16 protein-coding genes are annotated in these 19,762 nt (G+C 67.0%); 8 read left to right on the forward strand and 8 right to left on the reverse strand.

Annotation, left to right across the window (positions count from 1 at the left end; all coding sequences use genetic code 11):
• Positions 1–110 precede the first annotated feature (110 nt).
• Complete coding sequence (locus GD627_RS11240; RefSeq protein ID WP_152273063.1) at positions 111–1,088, reverse strand: aldo/keto reductase; 978 nt, start codon at positions 1,086–1,088, stop codon at positions 111–113.
• 137 nt (positions 1,089–1,225) lie between these two features.
• Between GD627_RS11240 and GD627_RS11245 the strand changes: the two genes are divergently transcribed.
• The 4 genes from GD627_RS11245 to GD627_RS11260 all read left to right on the forward strand — a co-directional run bounded on the left by GD627_RS11245 (position 1,226) and on the right by GD627_RS11260 (position 7,480).
• Entirely contained in the window at positions 1,226–2,704 is a 1,479-nt protein-coding gene (locus tag GD627_RS11245; protein ID WP_152272579.1) for a CYTH and CHAD domain-containing protein, read from the forward strand.
• Positions 2,705–2,717: 13 nt separating this feature from the next.
• Positions 2,718–4,283 (forward strand): MFS transporter, encoded by a 1,566-nt coding sequence (locus GD627_RS11250; protein ID WP_152272580.1) that lies wholly within the window; start codon positions 2,718–2,720, stop codon positions 4,281–4,283.
• A 129-nt stretch (positions 4,284–4,412) separates the two neighbouring features.
• Positions 4,413–5,486 carry a lipid II:glycine glycyltransferase FemX gene (locus tag GD627_RS11255; protein ID WP_152272581.1) on the forward strand — a complete coding sequence of 358 codons (1,074 nt, stop codon included), beginning with the start codon at positions 4,413–4,415 and terminating at the stop codon, positions 5,484–5,486.
• A gap of 59 nt (positions 5,487–5,545) precedes the next feature.
• Positions 5,546–7,480, forward strand: coding sequence for a threonine/serine exporter family protein (locus GD627_RS11260; protein WP_343032395.1), 1,935 nt, complete (start codon positions 5,546–5,548; stop codon positions 7,478–7,480).
• A 71-nt stretch (positions 7,481–7,551) separates the two neighbouring features.
• Here GD627_RS11260 and GD627_RS11265 read toward each other — a convergent pair whose 3' ends face one another.
• On the reverse strand, positions 7,552–8,415 hold the full coding sequence (locus tag GD627_RS11265) for a siderophore-interacting protein (protein WP_152272582.1): 864 nt from the start codon (positions 8,413–8,415) through the stop codon (positions 7,552–7,554).
• 30 nt (positions 8,416–8,445) lie between these two features.
• Positions 8,446–9,219: a uracil-DNA glycosylase gene (locus tag GD627_RS11270; protein WP_425481915.1), complete on the reverse strand. Its 774-nt coding sequence runs from the start codon at positions 9,217–9,219 to the stop codon at positions 8,446–8,448.
• 169 nt (positions 9,220–9,388) lie between these two features.
• Here GD627_RS11270 and GD627_RS11275 point away from each other — a divergent pair, with 169 nt between their 5' ends.
• The 4 genes from GD627_RS11275 to groL all read left to right on the forward strand — a co-directional run bounded on the left by GD627_RS11275 (position 9,389) and on the right by groL (position 12,751).
• Positions 9,389–9,652, forward strand: a complete 264-nt coding sequence (locus tag GD627_RS11275; protein ID WP_246165523.1) for a DUF3263 domain-containing protein — start codon at positions 9,389–9,391, stop codon at positions 9,650–9,652.
• Positions 9,653–9,718: 66 nt separating this feature from the next.
• Positions 9,719–10,330, forward strand: coding sequence for a LytR C-terminal domain-containing protein (locus GD627_RS16485; protein WP_146362994.1), 612 nt, complete (start codon positions 9,719–9,721; stop codon positions 10,328–10,330).
• A gap of 203 nt (positions 10,331–10,533) precedes the next feature.
• Complete coding sequence (locus GD627_RS11290; protein ID WP_146362992.1) at positions 10,534–10,737, forward strand: cold-shock protein; 204 nt, start codon at positions 10,534–10,536, stop codon at positions 10,735–10,737.
• Between the two features lie 376 nt (positions 10,738–11,113).
• Positions 11,114–12,751 (forward strand): chaperonin GroEL, encoded by a 1,638-nt coding sequence (gene groL / locus GD627_RS11295; RefSeq protein WP_152272585.1) that lies wholly within the window; start codon positions 11,114–11,116, stop codon positions 12,749–12,751.
• Between the two features lie 119 nt (positions 12,752–12,870).
• Here the strand turns inward: groL and GD627_RS11300 are convergent, their stop codons facing one another.
• From GD627_RS11300 to GD627_RS11320, 5 genes are all read right to left on the reverse strand, one after another.
• The gene (locus GD627_RS11300) at positions 12,871–13,161 is read right to left on the reverse strand and encodes a WXG100 family type VII secretion target (protein WP_146362988.1); all 291 of its coding nucleotides are present in this window, start codon (positions 13,159–13,161) and stop codon (positions 12,871–12,873) included.
• Positions 13,162–13,382: 221 nt separating this feature from the next.
• Positions 13,383–14,855: a sensor histidine kinase gene (locus GD627_RS11305; protein ID WP_194266038.1), complete on the reverse strand. Its 1,473-nt coding sequence runs from the start codon at positions 14,853–14,855 to the stop codon at positions 13,383–13,385.
• Between the two features lie 4 nt (positions 14,856–14,859).
• Positions 14,860–15,573 (reverse strand): response regulator transcription factor, encoded by a 714-nt coding sequence (locus GD627_RS11310; protein ID WP_152272586.1) that lies wholly within the window; start codon positions 15,571–15,573, stop codon positions 14,860–14,862.
• Positions 15,574–15,684: 111 nt separating this feature from the next.
• Positions 15,685–17,331, reverse strand: a complete 1,647-nt coding sequence (locus GD627_RS11315; protein WP_152272587.1) for a DNA repair helicase XPB — start codon at positions 17,329–17,331, stop codon at positions 15,685–15,687.
• Positions 17,324–19,756, reverse strand: coding sequence for a helicase-associated domain-containing protein (locus GD627_RS11320; protein ID WP_152272588.1), 2,433 nt, complete (start codon positions 19,754–19,756; stop codon positions 17,324–17,326). The genes GD627_RS11315 and GD627_RS11320 overlap by 8 nt, the downstream gene beginning before the upstream one ends.
• Positions 19,757–19,762 lie beyond the last annotated feature (6 nt).

The following is a 19,762-nucleotide window of genomic DNA, read 5'->3' on the forward strand; positions in this document are numbered from 1 at the left end:
TGTGGACGGGCAGGAGCCAGCGTACGGAACCGCTGTGGGACCATCACAACCCAAAGGCGGGCCGCCGTCCGGGATCTGGGCCAGAGCGGGCGTGGCGCCGTGCCCGCAGGTCAGAACCCCGCTACGGGCCGGGGACGGTAGAACTCTTCGAGCTTACCGAACTCCTCCTCGGTGAGCTGGATGTCCAGGGCCTTGAGGGTGTCATCCAGCTGGTAAGCGTCCGTGGCGCCGACCACCGGGGCGGTGACCACCGGATTGGCCAGTACCCAGGCGAGGGCAACCTGGGCGCGGGTGGCACCGAGCCCTTCTGCCACGTTTCCCACGGCATCGGTGATGCTGCGGTCCACCTCCTCGTTGCCCCGGTAGAGCTCCTGGCCCTGCAAATCGAGGTCCTGCCGGACCGTCCTGCCTCCCCAGGGGCGGGCCAGACGGCCGCGGGCAAGCGGTGAATAGGGCAGCGCGCCAACACCCCGGTCCGCGCAGAACGGATACATCTCCCGTTCTTCCTCCCGGTAAAGGAGGTTGTAGTGATCCTGCATCGTGACGAACGGTGCCCAGCCGTGCTGTTCCTGCAGGAACAAGGCCTTGGCGAACTGCCATGTGCGCATGCTCGAGGCACCCAGGTACCTGACTTTGCCGTCCCGGACCAGCAGATCCAAGGTCTCCAGGGTTTCTTCCAGCGGCGTCACGGCGTCCCATCGGTGCACCTGGTAGAGGTCGATGTAGTCCGTGCCGAGCCGCCTCAGGCTCTGTTCCACCTGCCACAGGATGTGCTTGCGGGACAGCCCCCAACCGTTGGGGCCGGGACCCATTTCGCCGTGGACCTTGGTGGCGATCACCACCTCGTCCCGCCGGCAGTACTGCGCGACGGCGGCTCCCAGGATTTCCTCGCTGTGGCCGGCGGAATACACATTGGCCGTGTCAAAGAAGTTGATCCCCAGTTCCACGGCGTGCCGCAGCAGTGAACTGGCCTCCTCCTCGCGGAGAGTCCAGCTGTGCGTGCCGCGTCCCGGGTCACCGAACCCCAGGCAGCCCAGCCCGATGGCTGAAACCACCGCCCCTGACCTGCCCAGCTTTGCGTATGTCATCGAGTTCATCCGCTGGCCTCCGACGCTGCAGTTGCCGATTAACGTACCGCCGATGCTACCGGGACGCATGCCGGCTGCGGTAGGGAGGGGGCCCGGGGACTCCCGGCAGCGGCAGTTGCGGTTCTATACTGGCGCACATGGCCGCCGGAACAGGTACCGCAAGCCGTTTCTCCGTTGACGAAGCACAGGTGCTGCCGCCGCTCCACGAGCTGGCCGGAATTGAGCGGGTGGTGCAGCCCCGGGAAGGCCGCCGCACCGAGGTTCGGTATGACACCCCGGACCGGTCTCTGCGCCGGCGGGGGTTCCGCCTCACCCGAATCACGGACGACGACGGCGGGATCCGCTGGGAGCGGAGCGCGCCGGGCTCGGAACCGGGGACAGCCGTCGGCATGGAACACGCGGCCGGCATGCCTCCCGAACTGCTGGACGACATCCGGGCCGTGGTCCGGGACCGTGAACTGGTGCCGGTGCGGACCCTCACCACCCGCTATCTGGAGTACGAACTGCAGGACACGGCAGCCACGGTCCTCGCCCGCGTATGGGATGAAAGCACACAGACCAAGGACTCGGGGACGGACGGTTCCGGCACCGGCTGGCGGACCTGGCTCATCGAGGCGGCGGATGCGGGCCTGGCCCGGGAGGCCGCGGAGATGTTCCGTGCGGCCGGTGCCGTGCCGGCGGGACCGGACCCGGACAACCAGGGCGTTGGCGCCGGCGTGCCGGATGCATCGGGGGCGGAGTCCCTGGACCGGGGAAGCCCGCTGGCGCTGTTGCTGCTGCATTACCTGCGGGGACAGTTCGAGGAACTGCTGCATCATGATCCGCGGGTGCGCCGGGGAGATGCTGACGGTATCCACAAGATGCGGGTGGCCACCCGGCGGCTGCGCTCAGCCCTGGCCAGCTACCGCGGCACCATGGACCCCGAGCCGGGGCGCTCCCTGCGGGCCGAGCTGCGCTGGCTTGCCCGGGTGCTGGGGGAGGCCCGCGATGCGCAGGTGATGCGGCACCGTCTCCAGGAGCTGATTGCCGCCGAACCCGTTGATCTGGTGATGGGGCCGGTGGCTGCGCGGGTGGACGAGGAGCTGCTCCACGACTACCGGCAGGCGTACGGGCGCATCCGGGAAGCACTGTCGTCCCAGCGGTACTTCCGGGCGCTGGATGGACTCGAGGCGTTGCTGGATAGCCCGGCCTGGACGGAAACCGCCAAGGAACCGGCAGGTCCTGCTGCCGCCCGAATGATCCGCCGGGACCGGAAACGGCTGCGCCGCCGGGTCCGGGCCGCACGGAAACTCACGGGCGGGGACCAGACGGAAGCGCTGCATGATGCCCGCAAGGATGCGAAGCAGCTGCGCTACGCGGCCGAAGTCTGGGCGCCCGTGCAGGCCAAGGAAGCGAAGCACATGGTGGACGCAGCGGAGCACGTGCAGAAAATCCTCGGCGAGCATCAGGACAGCGTGGTGACGCAGGCATATCTGCGCCGGATGGGGGCAACTGCGCCCGCGGCCGGTGAGAACGGGTTCACCTACGGGCGGCTGCACGCGCTGGAACAGGCACACGCGCAGTCGGCGCGGGAGCGTTTCGCCGGCGCCTGGAAAGGCTTCCCGGCCAGCCCCTGACGGAGGGATTCAGATGGAATCACCCTGGGCGCCGCTGCGCCGGCGGATGTTCCTGATTTTGTGGCTTGCCCAGCTGGGCTCCAACATCGGGACCTGGATGCAGACCGTGGGAGCCCAGTGGTTCCTCGTGGAGACGAGCAGGAATGCTGCGCTGGTCTCGCTCGTTCAAACGGCGAATCTCGCGCCGTCGCTCCTGCTCGGCCTGATCGCCGGAGTGCTGGCGGACGCGTTCAACCGCCGCCGGCTGATTCTCGGCGCCAATATCTTCGCCGCCGGGGCGGCCACCACCCTGACGGTCGTGGCCACTCTGGGCCTGCTGAACCCCGATTCGCTGCTGCTGTACACGTTCCTCATCGGCTGCGGCGTGGCCCTGAGCTCGCCGGCCTGGCAAGCGATCATTCCCGAGTTGGTTCCGAGCAGCGAAATCCGGGCGGCCTCTGCGCTTGGAAGCGTGGCGGTGAATTCGGCCCGTGCCGTGGGCCCGGCCGTGGCGGGAGTGCTGGTGGCCCTGGCCGGTCCCGCCTTTGTCTTCGGCCTCAACGCGTTGTCCTTCATGGGTACCGCCGTCGCCATTTACAGCTGGCGGGCACCAAAGCAGAATCCGGCGGACCGGGAACATATGGGCGAAGCGCTCGCCGCAGGCATCCGCTACATCCGGGCGGCGCCGCGTGTCCGGCGTATCCTGCTGCGGTCCGGACTGTTCATCTTCCCGGCCAGCGCCGTCTATGCCCTGCTGCCCGTCGCCGTCAACGGGCATCTGGGCCTCGGATCGGCAGGCTACGGGCTGCTGCTGGGTGCCCTGGGTGCCGGTGCGGTACTGGGAGTCGTCCTCCTGCCGCGGCTGAGGACCGTCCTGCCGGACAACGCCCTGCTGGGCGGCAGTGCCATAGTTTTCGCGGCCGGGGCCTTCGCCTGCGGCTACCTGCCCGCCGCTGCGGTTGCCGCCCTGCTGGTGCCCGCCGGATTCGCCTGGATCTGCACCTTCTCCACCCTGAACGCCGCGATGCAGCTGACGTTGCCGGAATGGGTGCGTGCCCGGGGACTGTCGGTCTACCTCATGGTCGCCTCCGGGTCACAGGCCGTGGGTGCCGTCTTCTGGGGATCCGGTGCCACCGGTGCCGGGTACGCTCCCACGCTGGCCTTTGCCGCCGTCGTCCTGGTGCTTGCGGGTGCCAGCGTCCTGGTGCTTCCGCTGCTGCCCGGCACCGGGCGCCTGGACCGGAGTGTGGCAGGCACGGAACTGGATCTTCCGGCCGGCGAGCAACCCCGTCCCGATGCCGGCCCGGTGACGGTCCTCGTTGCCTATGAGGTCTCTCCGGAGCTCGTCGACGAGTTTGTGAACGCCATGCACCGGGTCCGGTTGACCCGCATGCGCACCGGAGCCACCGACTGGGAACTGGTGCATTCCGTGACGGACCGGGACCAGTTCAGGGAGATTTATGACGTGCCGACCTGGCGCGAGTACCTGCGGCAGGAACAGACCCGGACCACGGGGGAGGACCGCCGGATCATCCAGCGCGCCTGGGACCTGGCTGAGGCGGAACCGCAGGTGCGCTGGTTCCTTCCTGCCTCCGCCTGAGGGTTCGGTCCCGCCGGGGTGCAACGGATAGACTGGGACCCGGTTCGAAGGCCGTTTCCACGGCGGGCCGGCGTATTGGTAGCGATGCGCTGAGAACGATGCAGTGAACAAACCATTAGTTGAGGTATTTTGCGAGATTTTAGTGCACGCCTGGCCACTGCCGAGGAGATCGCCAACTGGGACAAGCACGTGCTGGCCAACCCCGGCGGCGGTAACGTCCTCCAGTCTGCATCCTTCGCGGAAGTGAAGTCCCACCACGGCTGGAACCCCGTGTATCTGGCCTTCACCGGACCCGATTACGTGACCTACACGCTGGCGATCGAAAAGAAGGTTCCGGCACTCGGCAGCCTCTGGTACCTCATCAAGGGTCCCGACGTCGCCGCACCCGAAGACGTGCCGCTGGTGGTTAATGCGCTGGCCCGGTTCATCAAAGAGACCCGCCGCAAGGTCTTCGCCATCAAGGTTGAGCCGGACATCGTGGACAGCGAAGAGGTCCAGGCCCTGTTCACGGGTGCCGGATTTATCAAGACGTTCAACCTGCAGCCCAATGACTCGACGGCCCTGCTGGACACCACGCCGGACGAGGAGCAGCTGCTCAAGAACCTCTCCTCCCGCGGCCGCAATGCGGTCCGCCGGGCCATCCGGGAGGGCGCCGACGTCCGCCGGGTCGAGCCGACCGAGGAAAACATGCGGACCATGTACCGGCTGATGGCCTACATCGAGGACCGTTCCGCCGCACGGCTGCGGTCCTACGAGTACTACCACCGGTTCTGGTCCAACTTCGTGGCGGCCGGCCAGGGGCGCTTCTACTTCGCGTTCGAGGACGGCGAACCCACGGTGGGCGCGTTCGTCATTGCCTACGGCAGCAAGGGCACCTACAAGGACGGCGGGTCCAAGCCGAAGCGCTCCCAGTACGGAGATTCCCACCTGGTCCAGTGGACCGCCATTACGGAACTCAAGAAGGAGTGCGGCATTGTTCAGTACGACTTCTGCGGCACACCGCCGAGCAGCCAGCTCAAGGACAAGAGCCACCCCCACCACGGACTGGGCCTGTTCAAGACCAGTTTTTCCAAGACAGTCACCGATTTCGTGGGCTGCTATGACTTCATCGTGGATCCGGTCCGCTACCGGATCTGGAACAGCATAGGCGAACGCGTGGCACGGCAGATTTACTGGCGCCGCCACCAGCAGCCGTTCTACTAAGCAGCAGTATTACCAGGCAGCAACCCGGGCAGTGCCCGGAACAGGCGAAAGGCGAGTTCTTGGAGAACACATCCGATCCGGGTGGGCGCAAGCCCGGATCGAAGCCGGATCCGGCACCGAATCCGGCCCCGGAAGCGGGACTCATTCCGGTGATCAGCCTGCCGGCAGGCGCCCGGCGGGCCCAGACCGGGAAAACCCAGGCAGGGAAAACCCAGGCAGGGAAAACCCAGACCGGGAAAACCCAGGCAGGCAAGGCGCAGCCGGGTAAGGCGCATGGCGCCGCCGAGCGTTCCCTGCGGCCTGCCGTGAAGGCACCGGGCAAGCCGTCAAGGGCGCCGGGACAAGCGTCCAAGTCACCGGTACAGCCGCCTGCGGGCACCGACATGCCCACCGCGGCGCTTCGCAGCACCCGCCCCAAACCTCCGCCCCCCACCACCTCGGTGGTCCGCCCCACGGGGTCGAAGCCGCTGCGGCCCCAGACCGGGCGCCTGCGCACCACGGCCGACCCGCGGGAAAAGCGCCCGGCCCGCACGCGCAAGAGCGTGCCGCCGGGAACCGCGCCGCTGGAGTCCTCGGCGGCCGTCCGCCCGGACCGCTCATCCGCGGCAGCGCGGCGGATGCTGCGCAGGCTGGTCCAGGGCGAGGAGCCACCAACCCAGGCCATGTCCATTGTGGAGCGGCTGGCAGGCAGCCCCTATGCCAACCCGCTGGTGCGCAGCGGCGGGCCGGATGCGAACGCCCGGAAAACCCTCGACCTCGCCCTCGGCATGGCCGAGACGATGTTCCGGTACGGCGCCGGTGCCCTGGAAGTGGAAACCGCCATCATCGCGGTGACCGCGGCTTTCGGGCTGGAAAGCATCGAAGTGGACATTACGAACCAGTCCGTCCTGCTGAACTATTCCCCGAAGGACCAAACCCCCATCACCGTGATGCGCGTGGTGCGGTCCTGGACGAACAACTACGCCGGGCTCGGCCTGGTCCACCAGCTGGTCACGGACATCATCGACGGCGGGCTCTCCCGTGCCGAGGCGGCCAACCGGCTTAACGAAATCACCCAGCAGCCCAAACCGTTTCCCCGCTGGGCAGTCACCGCGTCCGCCGGCGTTTTCTCGGCGGCCATCGTCGGGTTCATCGGCGGGGGCCCGCTGGCCTCGCTGGTGGGTTTTGCCGGCACGGTCATGGTCAGCCTCCTCCAGCGTGTGCTGGGCCGATGGCGGGTTCCGGACTTCTTCACGACGGCGGCCAGCGGTTTTGTGGTCACGGCCATGGCGATGGTCTTCTGGTCCATGGAAGTGCCGATCTCCCCGGGCATCGTGGTGGCCGGCGGGATTCTGCTGATGCTGCCCACCGGCCGCCTGGTTTCGGCGGTGCAGGATGCGATCAACGGGTTCCCGGTCACGGCGTCCGGCCGGTTCCTCTCAGCGTTCCTGACCTTTGGCGCGCTGGTGGCAGGCATCGCCGTCGCGCTCGTGCTGGGCGCCCTGACGGGCATGGGCCGGCTCAACGTCACGGACGTGGTCGCGTCCCAGTACCCCTTCGCGGTGACCCTGCTGCTGCTGGCCATCGCGCTGGGCACCATCTGTATTGTCGAGCAGTCGCCGCGGCGGCTGGTGCTGCCCACGGTCCTGATCGGCGTGGCGGGCTTCCTGGTCTACCAGGCGGCGGAAGCAGGCGGCATGGGCCCGCGGCTGACTCCGGCGGTTGCCGCCGTCTTCATCGGCATGGTGGCCCGCATCGTGGCGCTGCGGATGGGGGCACCGCAGCTGATCGTGGCTGTGCCCGCCATTCTGTTCCTGTTCCCGGGGCTGGCAATCTTCCGGTCCATGTACGGCCTGAGCATCGGCACCGACGAGATGTACCAGGGTGCGGTGGGCCTGTTCGACGCCTTGACCGTCATCCTGGCGATCTCCGGCGGAGTGGTCCTGGGTGACAACCTGGGCCGGCCGTTTACCGGCAACCTCAACGGCAACGACCGCCGCAACCGCCGGCGCTAGCCGGGGACGGAAAAGCCCGGACCGCAGCAGCGGTCCGGGCTTTGTCATTGTCAGGGCAGGGGCCGCTCGGCTTACAGGATCTTTCCGACGGGGGTGCGCTTCTCGGCCTGGAAGACTTCTTCCGTGCGTCCGGCAGCCCAGTAGCCGGAGAGGGACACCTGACGGCGGTCCAGGCCGCGGTGGCTGAACAGGACGTCCCGCAGGGATTTCATGACCTCCCGCTCACCGTGCGCAAAGACCTGCACTGCCCCGTCCCGCCAGTCCGCCGAGGCCACCGCATCGGCCAGCATCCGGCTCCTGCCGGCCGGGGTGTCGCCGCGGTACAGCCAAATGAGCTCCACTCCGTCGGGTTTGGACACCTGCTGGCGGTCCCCGGGACCGCCCACCTCGACAAACGCCTGCCCGACGGCGTCCTGCGGCAGGGCGCGGAGCACGGTGGCCGCTGCGGGCAGGGCGGACTCATCGGCAGCCAGCAGGTACCAGTCGGCGTCGGGGTCGGGGTTGAAGGCTCCGCCGGGACCGGAGAAGGTCAACGGCTCGCCCGGCTGCGCGGCGGCGGCCCATGGTCCGGCCAGTCCTTCGTCGCCGTGCACCACGAAGTCAATGCTGATTTCCCGTGCCTGCTGATCCACGTCGCGGATGGTGTAGGTGCGGGACACCGGCCAGTGCTCGCGTTCGCTGCGGGACCGGATGGCCTCCAGGTCTTCCGAGCCGTCGAGGGGGCGTCCGTCCGGGCCGAACCAGATTTTGCAGTAGGCGTCGGCGCAGCTGTTGGGCTGGAACCGGTCAAAGCCGGGGCCGCCGGCCACCACGCGGACCATGTGCTCACTGATCTGCTCGCGGCGGAGTACCTGGAGGGTCAGCAGCGGGCGCTGCCGCCGCGGGGCAGGAGCGGCGGGCTCCGGCGGGCGCGGGGGAGTTACGGATTCGGGCATGAATGTGTCTCCTTGGGAAGGACCTGCCTATTACCGTACAGCGCCCGGACGCCAGTCCACCGGCTCCGCACCCTGCTGGACCAGCAGCTCGTTGACGCGGCTGAACGGCCGGGACCCGAAAAACCCGCGTGAGGCAGAGAGGGGGCTGGGATGCGCGGATTCGACGGTGGGCGCACCGCCCAGAAACGGAACAATGCCCTGGGCATCGCGGCCCCACAGGACTGCCACCAGGGGAACGCGCGTGCCGTCAGGACGACGGCGGGAGGCCAGCGCGCGGACGGCCAGCTCGGTCACTTCCTCCCACCCCCGCTTCCGGTGCGAGCCGGCCTCACCGGCACGCACCGTCAGCACCCGGTTCAGCAGGACCACGCCCTGGTCCGCCCAGGCACTGAGGTCTCCGGAAGGGGAGGGGACGATCCCCAGATCCGCCTGCAGTTCGGCAAAGATGTTGTTCAGGCTGCGGGGAAGCGGACGGACGCCCTTCGCCACGGAAAAGGACAGACCCACGGCATGGCCCGGGGTGGGATAGGGATCCTGGCCGACAATCAGCACCCGGGCGCTGGCCAGCGGACGCTGGAAGGCGCGCAGGATGTCGCCGGGGGCCGGCAGGATGTGCTGCCCGGCGCGGCGCTCCGCCTCAAGGTCGGCGGCGATTTCCTCCAGGCGTGTCCTGGCCGGCGCCAGCACCTCGGCCCAGTCGGGAGCCATGACGTCCCCGAGCCGCACGGGGGAGGCGAAAGGGAAGGGAGTTTGGGGAGCGGGCTGGCCGGTGTAGGAAAAGAGCTGGGGTTCGTCAGTGGTCACGGAACCATTTTGTCACCGCCGGCACCGGCAGTGCCTTCCGCCGGTCCTCCGCCCAAATGACAAGGCTGTTATTCCCAATTAGCATGGGGCGGTACGGATAGACGGAAATCTTTTGGGAGTGAATGTGGCGGAATCGACCGAAACCGAGCGGTTCTCCCTCGAGGATGCAGTGGATCCGAAAAGCCCGCTGGGCGTCCAGGAACAGCAGATGCTGGCGTTGGAGCGGGCGTGGTGGAAATACGCGGGGGCCAAGGAACAAGCCATCAAGGACCTGTTCGGGATGTCGGCCACGAGGTACTACCAGGTCCTGAACGCCCTGATCGATACCGAGGAAGCCCTCGCCCACGATCCGATGCTGGTCAAGCGGCTGCGTAGACTACGTACCACCCGCCAGCGTGCCCGTACCGCCCGCCGCGCGGGCACCGGTATCTAGCGCCCGTTCCCACCACCGTCGGCAGCCCGGGATGCGGTGCCGACAGAACAAGGATTGAAGCCCACTATGAGCCAGTACCCCCGTGACGAGTTCGACAAGGTCCCCGAATCTTCAGCGCGGCAGGGCGTGCACCGTGAGCGCCTTATCCCTGGGCGGTCGAACGGGCTGGGGCTGCTGATCACCGTGGGTGTTCTCGCGCTGCTGATTGGTCTGGCAGCCTATTTTGTCCTGCCGCGGCTGGGTATCGGTGCCGGCTCGGATGATCCGTCCCCTGCGGCACAGGCCGGTGCGACGGCGTCCGCCACCGCGACGCCGACTCCGGACGGGGATAAGGCAGCAGCGTCGCCGAGCCCGACGCAGACACCCACACCCACACCCACTCCGACACCCACGCCGACGGAGCCTGCGGTCGACCCCACGCAGCCGGTGACGGTCTTTAATGCCAGCGGCATCACCGGGCTTGGTGCCGGAGTCTCGGGCCGGATAGCTGCTGCGGGATGGGCCGTGGGGCCGGTGGCCACCTGGACGGGCGCCCCCCAGCAGGGATCGGGCGTTTACTACAGCTCACCGGAGCTGGCAGCAAATGCGCAGGAAATCGGCGTCCAGCTGGGAATCCCGGCGATGGAATCGCCCGGTTTCGCCGGCGTCACCGTGGTCCTGGGACCCGAATACCGGTAATCCGGACCGCCGGGTAAAAAGACCATAACGTTAACACCCTGTGCATAGGTGATCCGGACCACCGTGGCTAGAGTGGGGCCAGCCGGTTTGCGCCGCTGATCTCGGCCTCCCGCGGGAACCGATAGAGGCGCCGGATCCGGCGCCTCCGGCGTCTTTCCGATGCCGCCGGAGGGCGGCATCGGAATCTAGGTTGGAGACACATCATGGCGCAGGGGATCGTCAAATGGTTTAACGGTGAAAAAGGGTACGGCTTCATTACCCTCGACGAGGCGGCGACGGACGTATTTGTCCACTGGTCCGCTATCCAGGCATCGGGCTACCGGACTCTGGAAGAAGGCCAGCGGGTCGAGTTCGAAATCGGCCAGGGCCAGAAGGGTCCGCAGGCCGAGGAAGTCCGGGCACTGTAAATCACCGGCAAACACATCAGTTCACCGGCAGATACAGCGACCCGCGGCCGGGGGCGGAATCGGCAGCGGCGGAGCCTCGGCTCCGCCGCTGCTTTTGTCTCCCGGGGCGGTCATCCGCCGGCAGCCTGTGAACCGGGCGGCATGTCAGCGTGATCGCTTGCACTCAGTGTGTGGGAGTGCTAATTATTGAGTTAGCACTCTTGCCGGATGACTGCTAAATGTCCGACGGTGTTGAGTGAACAAGCAACCCACTGGGGTGAGGCACGGGGCGCGCGTAAAAGAGATCGCGCGGGCCGGGCCGTCCGTCGCGGGCACCCCAGCCGGGAATGCAACATTTTGCTCCAAGCATGACTGTTCCGGAAGGACGATAGCCGTTATGGCCAAGATCATTGCATTTGAAGAAGAGGCACGCCGCGGCCTCGAGCGCGGACTGAACATCCTCGCCGACGCCGTCAAGGTGACCCTCGGCCCGCGTGGCCGCAACGTGGTTCTGGAAAAGAAGTGGGGTGCCCCCACGATCACCAATGACGGCGTTTCCATCGCCAAGGAGATCGAGCTGGACGATCCCTACGAGAAGATCGGCGCAGAGCTGGTCAAGGAAGTTGCCAAGAAGACTGACGACGTCGCCGGCGACGGAACCACCACGGCAACCGTTCTGGCCCAGGCACTGGTGCGGGAAGGCCTGCGCAACGTTGCTGCCGGCGCCGATCCGCTGAGCCTGAAGCGCGGCATCGAGAAGGCTGTTGCTGCGGTAACCGCCGAACTGATTGCTTCCGCCAAGGAAATTGAAACCAAGGAGCAGATTGCCGCTACGGCTTCCATCTCCGCCGGTGACCAGCAGATCGGCGACCTGATCGCCGAAGCACTGGACAAGGTGGGCAAGGAAGGCGTCATCACGGTCGAGGAGTCCAACACCTTCGGCCTGGAACTGGAACTCACCGAAGGCATGCGCTTCGACAAGGGTTACATTTCCGGCTACTTCGTCACCGACGCCGAGCGCCAGGAAACGGTCCTCGAGGATCCGTACATCCTGATCGTCAACTCGAAGATCTCCAACGTCAAGGACCTCGTTGCCGTCCTCGAAAAGGTCATGCAGTCCGGTAAGCCGCTGCTGATCATCGCCGAAGACGTCGAGGGTGAAGCCCTGGCGACCCTGGTGGTCAACAAGATCCGCGGCACGTTCAAGTCCGTCGCCGTCAAGGCCCCGGGCTTCGGCGACCGCCGCAAGGCCCAGCTGGCCGACATCGCCATCCTCACCGGCGGCCAGGTCATCGCTGAAGAAGTTGGCCTGAAGCTGGAAAACGCCACGCTGGACCTGCTGGGCAAGGCACGCAAGGTTGTTGTCACCAAGGACGAAACCACGATCGTGGAAGGCGCAGGCGACGCTGAAGAAATCGCCGGCCGCGTCAACCAGATCCGCGCCGAAATCGAAAACTCCGATTCCGACTACGACCGTGAGAAGCTGCAGGAACGCCTGGCCAAGCTGGCCGGCGGCGTTGCAGTCATCAAGGCCGGTGCCGCAACCGAGGTTGAACTGAAGGAACGCAAGCACCGCATTGAGGACGCCGTCCGCAACGCCAAGGCTGCCGTTGAAGAAGGCATCGTCGCCGGTGGCGGCGTTGCCCTCATCCAGGCGGGCCTCAAGGCCTTCGCCAACCTGTCCCTCGAGGGCGACGAAGCAACGGGTGCGAACATCGTCCGCGTTGCCATCGATGCTCCGCTGAAGCAGATTGCCTTCAACGCAGGCATGGAGCCGGGCGTTGTCGTAGACAAGGTCCGCGGCCTGCCCGAAGGCTTCGGCCTGAACGCAGCCACCGGTGAGTACGAAGACCTGCTGGCTGCCGGCATCAACGACCCGGTAAAGGTCACGCGCTCTGCCCTGCAGAACGCAGCATCCATAGCCGGCCTGTTCCTGACCACCGAAGCCGTGGTTGCCGACAAGCCGGAAAAGTCAGCTCCCGCCATGGGCGGCGCTGACGAGATGGGCGGCATGGGCGGCATGGGCGGCTTCTAAGCCCTCAGCAGCTCCTGCTTAACGCGTAAGCAGACGCGGCACTCCACTTTCGGGTGCCGCGTCTGCTTTTGTTTAACCTCCGGCGACGGGGCGGACTCTGGAACTCCCTGCCCGGCGGATTAATGCATAAAGAGCGAGGTATTCGCCGCCTCCGTTTCGGCGTACTGGGCAGAGGCAAAGGCCAGCGCCTGGTTGATGCTGTCCAGGGATTCCTCCACCCGGGCCTGCGTGGCCCGCCAATCGGCGATGAGGCTCTGGAAATTGGCTGATGCGGATCCCCGCCAGATGTCACTCAGCGAGGCCAGGCCTGCCTGCATTCCGTTGACGTCTGCGCGCAGGCGCTCGATGGTTCCCTGCACTTCGGCACTCTTGGCGGCCAGCGCTTCACTGTCCACGGCGAATAAAGGCATGTTGTCCTCCTGGTAGCGGTTGGTTCCGGTACCGGGAAGCCTAGGGCCGCCGCGCGTCCCGCCCGGGGGAGAGCCAGGGAGAGGTGGATAACCCCAGCCGTCCGCGGCCGGGGGGACACCCTGTGGAGGGCAACCCGGCGCCGACCGCCTGCCGGCGCAACCCGGCTCCGGCCGCCTGCCGGCGCCTGCCACTGCCCGCCCCGCTGCCTGCGCCGGGAACGTTAGCGGGTGCCGGCGTCGCCGTCCTCCGGATGCTCCGGGAACTGCTCCGGGGCGCGGTAGGGCAGCCGGATGGACAGCGTGGCGCCCCCGCCCTGCGTCTCGGCCAGCCGCACGGTTCCGTCATGCTGGGCCACCAGCGCCGCCACGATGGCCAGCCCAAGGCCCGTGCCTCCGGTTTCCCGGTAGCGGGAGGAATCAGCGCGGTAAAAGCGTTCAAAGACCCGCGCGGCGTCGTCTTCGGAGATCCCGGGACCATGGTCGCGCACCTCCAGCACCGCATCCATCCGGTCATGGATGACGGGGGCAACTCCCACCGCCACTTCGATGGGCGAGCCTGCAGGGGTGTAGCGCAGGGCATTGGTCATCAGGTTGGCCACCACCTGCCGCAGACGGGCCTCGTCGCCCATGGTGGGGGCGCTCTGCGGGGCGTGGCCGTCCAGTCCCACCACCTTGATATCCCGGTCCGGTGCGCTGGCGCGGGCATCCATGGCTGCGTCATTGCCCAGGATCATCAGGTCCACGGGTTCGTATTCCAACGGCCGCTGCTCATCCACCCGGGCAAGGGTCAGGAGATCCTCGACCAGCTGCCCCATGCGTTTGGCTTCGCTCTCGATCCGGCCCATGGCCGCGGAGATCTCTTCGGGTTTCTGGAGCGCACCGTGCCGGTACAGCTCGGAGAACCCGCGGATGGTCACCAACGGGGTGCGCAGCTCGTGGGACGCGTCCTGCACGAAGCGGCGCATCTTGGATTCGGACTGTGTGCGGGCGGCGAAGGCAGTTTCAATATGCGCCAGCATGGCGTTGAGGGAACGGGACAGCCGGCCGATCTCCGTGGCGGGATTGCCCACCTCCACACGCCGGGACAAATCGCCGGCGGCAATCGCAGCCGCGGTTTTCTCCACCTGGCTCAGTGGACGGAACTGCCGGGTCACCGCCCAGTAGGCAATGCCGGTGGCGCCGAGGGTTCCCAGCAGTCCCACGGAAAACACCAGGGAGGCTGCCTCATCCACTGTCGCCGCAACGGAATCCAGGGGGATGGCTACGGCAACGGAGCCGGGCAGGTTCTGGAAGTCATAAATGCGCACCCGCCAGCCCTTGGACGTTGGGGAGGTGCCGCTGACGTCGAAGCCCTGAGTGTCCAGGGCCGCCACTTCGTCGGCGGTGTACTCGCGCAGTTTCGGGATATCGGTGGCCGATTCCGAGTGGGTGGCCGGGCCGTGGCTGCCGTCCTCGTTCAGGTACAGGCCGTAATAGCGGAACAGTGAGGCATCGGTGCTGGGCTCATTGACCAGCAAATAGCGCGACACCTTGGACGCATTGGCATCAATGTCCGCGTCCAGCCGGTCCACCAGGATCTGGCGCAGCAGGGTAATCGTGGCAATACCGGTGATGGTCACGGTGACCACCATCAGCACCGCCATGATGGCGACCAGCTGCGACCGCAGCGAAGCGGATTTCCAGCGCCGTACCAAGGTGCTAGCGCTTCTCCGAGGAACGCAGCAGGTAGCCCACGCCGCGCTTGGTCTGGATCAGTGCCGGCGCGTCCGGGCTGCGGTCGATCTTGCGCCGCAGATAGGAAATGTAGGACTCCACAATGGAGGCATCTCCGTTGAAATCGTATTCCCAGACATGGTCCAGGATCTGGGCCTTGGACAGCACCCGGTTCGGGTTCAGCATGAGGTAACGCAGCAGCTTGAACTCGGTGGGGGACAGCTCAATGGTGACGCCGCCGCGGCGGACCTCGTGCGCGTCGTCGTCGAGCTCGAGGTCATCCACGCGGATCACGGCGTCGTCGTCCTCCAGCGGCTGGGTGCGGCGAAGTACTGCCCGGATGCGGGCCACCACCTCGTCGAGGCTGAAGGGCTTGGTCACGTAGTCGTCACCGCCCACGGTCAGGCCGGTGACCTTGTCTTCGGTATCATCGCGGGCGGTCAGGAAGACCACGGGAAAGTGCTGTCCGGCGGCGCGCAGCCTGCGGGTCAGCGTGAACCCGTCCATATCCGGAAGCATGACATCCAGGACTGCCAGGTCCGGGTTGTGGGAGTCGACGGCGGCCAGTGCTTCACGGCCGTTGGCCGCAGCAACAACGTCGAAGCCGGCGAAACGCAGCGAGGTGGAGAGCAGCTCGCGGATGTTCGGCTCATCATCGACAACAAGGAGGCGTGCTTCGGGTGTAGACGATTTGTTCACCCGACCAGTTTCTTACATTTAGCTGGACGTTGTCTGTAGGTGCACCGAATGAATGCTGACCGTGTCCGGTAAAGTCTTCCGGCCGCAGCCGGGAGGCCGGAACCCCGGAACCTACACCGGCTTTTCGATGTCCGCGGCGTCCAGGATGGAATACGCATATCCCTGCTCGGCGAGGAACCGCTGCCGTTTGGCGGCAAAATCCTGGTCCAGGGTGTCCCGGGCCACCACGGTGTAGAAATGTGCGGCCTTGCCGTCCGCCTTGGGCCGCAGCAGCCGTCCCAGCCGCTGGGCCTCCTCCTGCCGGGAGCCGAAGGACCCCGACACCTGGATCGCCACGGACGCCTCGGGCAGGTCGATGGAGAAGTTGGCCACCTTCGACACCACCAGCGTGCTCAGTGCGCCTTCCCGGAACTCATTAAAGAGCCGCTGGCGTTCCTTCACCGGAGTGTCGCCCTTGATCACGGGAGCATCCAGCCGCTCGGCGAGTTCGTCCAGCTGGTCCAGATACTGCCCGATCACCAGTGTCTGCTCGCCGGCGTGCCGCTTCACCAACTGCTCGACGACGCCGGTCTTGGTTTCCGACGTCGAGCACAGCCGGTATTTGTCCCCGTCTTCGGCCATGGCGTAGGCCACCCGTTCATCCCGCGGCAGGTCCACCCGGACCTCGATGCACTCGGCCGGGGCGATGTAGCCCTGTGCCTCGATGTCCTTCCACGGCGCGTCGTACCGCTTGGGCCCGATGAGCGAGAAGACCTCTCCCTCCCGGCCGTCCTCGCGGACCAGGGTGGCCGTCAGGCCGAGCCGGCGCCGTGCCTGCAGGTCCGCGGTCATCCGGAAGATCGGTGCCGGCAGCAGATGCACCTCGTCATAAATGATCAGGCCCCAGTCATTGGCGTCCAGCAGTTCCAGGTGCGGATACAGCCCGCCGCGCTTCAGGGTGAGGACCTGGTAGGTGGCGATGGTGACCGGCCGGACTTCCTTCACCGCACCGGAGTATTCGCCGATTTCGTCCTCGGTCAGGGAGGTCCGCTTCAGCAGCTCGTCCTTCCACTGCCGGGCGGACACGGTGTTGGTCACCAGAATCAGGGTGGTGGTGGAGCTGGTGGCCATGGCCGCTGCACCTACCAGGGTCTTCCCGGCACCGCAGGGCAGCACCACGACGCCGGAGCCGCCGGCCCAGAAATTCTCCGTGGCCAGCTTCTGGTACGGGCGGAGGGTCCAGCCGTCCTCGTTGAGCATAATCGGATGCGGCGTGCCGTCCACGTACCCGGCCAGGTCCTCGGCAGGCCAGCCGAGCTTGAGCAGCAGCTGCTTGAGCTGGCCGCGCATGGCGGACTGCACCACCACGGTCTCGCCGTCGATCCGCGGGCCGAGCAGCGGCTGGATCTTCTTGGCGTGCATCACTTCCTCGAGCACAGGGTAGTCGTTGGTGCGCAGCACCAGACCGTGCTGGGGGTCCTTTTCCAGGCGCAGCCGGCCGTACCGGGACATGGTCTCTTCAATGTCGATCAGCAGCGAATGCGGCACCGGGAACCGGGAGTAGGTGAGCAGCGTGTTCAGGACCTGCTCGGCGTCGAGCCCTGCGGCGCGCGCGTTCCACAGCCCCAGCGGGGTCAGCCGGTAACTGTGGATGTGTTCGGGCGCCCGTTCAAGTTCGGCAAACGCTGCTATCGCGTGCCGGGCTTCGGTTGCCTGTTCGTGATCGACCTCCAGAAGAATCGTCTTATCGCTCTGGACAATCAACGGTCCGTCAACCATGTGCCGGGCTACCCTCCACTATTTCCACGTCCATAATCCGATGTACTGACACTGTGCGTTCGACGTCGCTGCGCGGGTCGTAGACCCGGACCCTGCCGTCGCTCACCGATAGGGGAACGAAAATCTCCTGCCGCTGATTCCCCTGCTCATCGACTACCCCCATCCGCACCGAACTCTTGGTCCGGATGGCTTTACGCAGGGTTTCCAGGCTGACCAGGGACTGGCTTTCGCCGGTATGCGGGACCGGCCCTCCGCCGCGCAGCGCAGCGAGCTGCCGGTCCAGATCCTCATCCGATAGCTCCCACGGGTTCAGCCGGGTGGCGGACGAGGACGGAGCAGGCACCGGAACCATCCGGTGGGAGCCGACCGGTTTGCGGGCCGGGCCTTCCAGCGCGGGGGGATAGCCCAGCTCGCGGAGGGAAAACGTGAGTTCCTTGGCCGGCACGTCCGCAGCGACAACCGTTGGGGCCAGCCGCACCAGGCCCAGCGAGGCGGTGCGCGGATCAGCCAGCAGCGCATTGAGCCCGGCTTCGTCATCGCTGCGCAGGTACGAGCCGGCAGCGCCCACGCGAAGCCGGCCGTACCGGGCCGCCGTGTCCTCCACCAGGTAACGCAGGGGCTGGGGGACCTCCGTTGCCGAATGCCGTTGCAGGAAGGCCAGGATGCCCTCGGCGTCGAGCCCTTCATCCAGTGCCCGACGCACGGATTCGGCCGAGAACCGGTAGATCGTTGCCGGACCCTGTCCTTCAGCCGTAGCGACCAGGGCCAGTTCGCGGGCGACGTCGGGCTCCAGATAGCCGGGCGCCACCGCGGTGAGATCGGCCTGGAGCAGGAACGAATTCAAGGGGGCGGGCAGGGCATCCCGCAGGACCGCGGTGGCACGGGAAAAGTCGTTGCCGGCCACGGCAGAGCCCAGCTCCGTCAACGCACCGGAGCCCAACAGCCCCAGCTGCGCCGCTTCCTTCAGGATCCCCGGCACCAGGCGGGCAAAGCGCCGCTGCAGGCGCGGCTGGTGCCAGGTCAGGGCGCTGATAAGGTCCGCGGTGTCGAAGGCGCCGACGGTGTCATCCTCTTCCGTCCCGTCGGGGTCGGAGAGCTGGGCAAGCATTTCCAGGGTGCGGCGGCGGACCACGGGTGCGTCCGGACGGGAGACTTCAGCGGCCAGTGCGTTGACTGCCCCGCCGGCGGGCAGCGGCGCACCGACCAGGGACGGTGCCCGGTCCGCCGCCAGCCAGGCTTCCACCAGCCGGTGCCACTGCTCTTCCCGCTTTTGGGTCAGCCAGGTACCTTCGGAGGCTCCCCAGCGCGAGGTTGCAGCGTCCAGCGTGATCAGTCCGGCCAGTGCCGCCAGTTCCAGCAGCCAGGACGTGGAGGCTCCGTCCAGGCGCAGCGACTCCGAAAGCCGGCGGACCTCGCGGACGCCCACGCCGCCGGAGCGCAGTGTGCCCACGGGGTTTTGAGCGGCAAGCGCCACCAGCTCCGTGACCAGGCGCAGGGTTTCGGCCACTGCGCCGAAGGCGGCATTGTCACGCAGGCTGCGGGTCACCGTACGCGGCACGGGGCGCGGGGCTTCCAATTGGAAATCCGCGACAATGACGTGGCCGCGTGAGGCCTGCCCCACGGGCCGCGGCAGCTCTACATGGAGCGTGTCCAGGGGGACCAGGAGCCCGCGGGCCACCAGCCATTCCACCGGGGCGGGGGAGGGATTGTCCAGGACGGCCCGGCCCAGCGCAGCCCGCTTCGGAATGGTACCCACCGGGGAGTATTTGAAGCGGCGCAGCAGATCGGCGGTCTGGGGCGGGGCACTGCCCATCAGCGCGTCCCATCCTGCGGGGTCGGACACCAGATGATGCAGGGAATGCGCGGCGGTGGCCGGGGTGTCCGCCTTCTCCAGCGGCAGTCCGCTGGCCCGCAGGCCCTCGACGATCCCGACCAGCCGCTGCCCGAACTCGGGATGCTGGGCCGCAAGGGTGGAGTACGGCCGGCCGAGACCGGCCGGATAGGCTCCCAGCGCTTCGCCGAGGACCGAGACCGGGAGATAGAACCGGCGGGAGGCATCGGCCTTGGGCGCTCCGGGATGCGGCTTGGCCCGCCGGAGCAGGGCGAGGGAATGCAGATGGCCCAGGATGATGTCCAGGGACTTGATGGTTGAACCCGCAATGGCGGCTTTCAGCCACGAGGCAGTGGTGCTGAGCTGGGAATCCTCGTTGGTGGTCAGATCCACGGCCTCAAGAACCTGCAGTTCCGGAGCCGTCAGTTTTTCAAGGATCCGCTGGACACTCACCCGCGTGGAGGCCCGGGCTGCCAGGGCCTGGAAATCCGGGACGGCGGGCAGCGCGAGGTCCGGCCTGGCAGTAAGCAATTCACGCAGCTGGTTGTCACTGCGTGCGGCTAAATCTTCGGCCAGAGCTCGAATCTCAGACATCAGCAC

The organism is Arthrobacter yangruifuii (assembly GCF_009192775.1).
Lineage (GTDB): Bacteria > Actinomycetota > Actinomycetes > Actinomycetales > Micrococcaceae > Arthrobacter_B > Arthrobacter_B yangruifuii.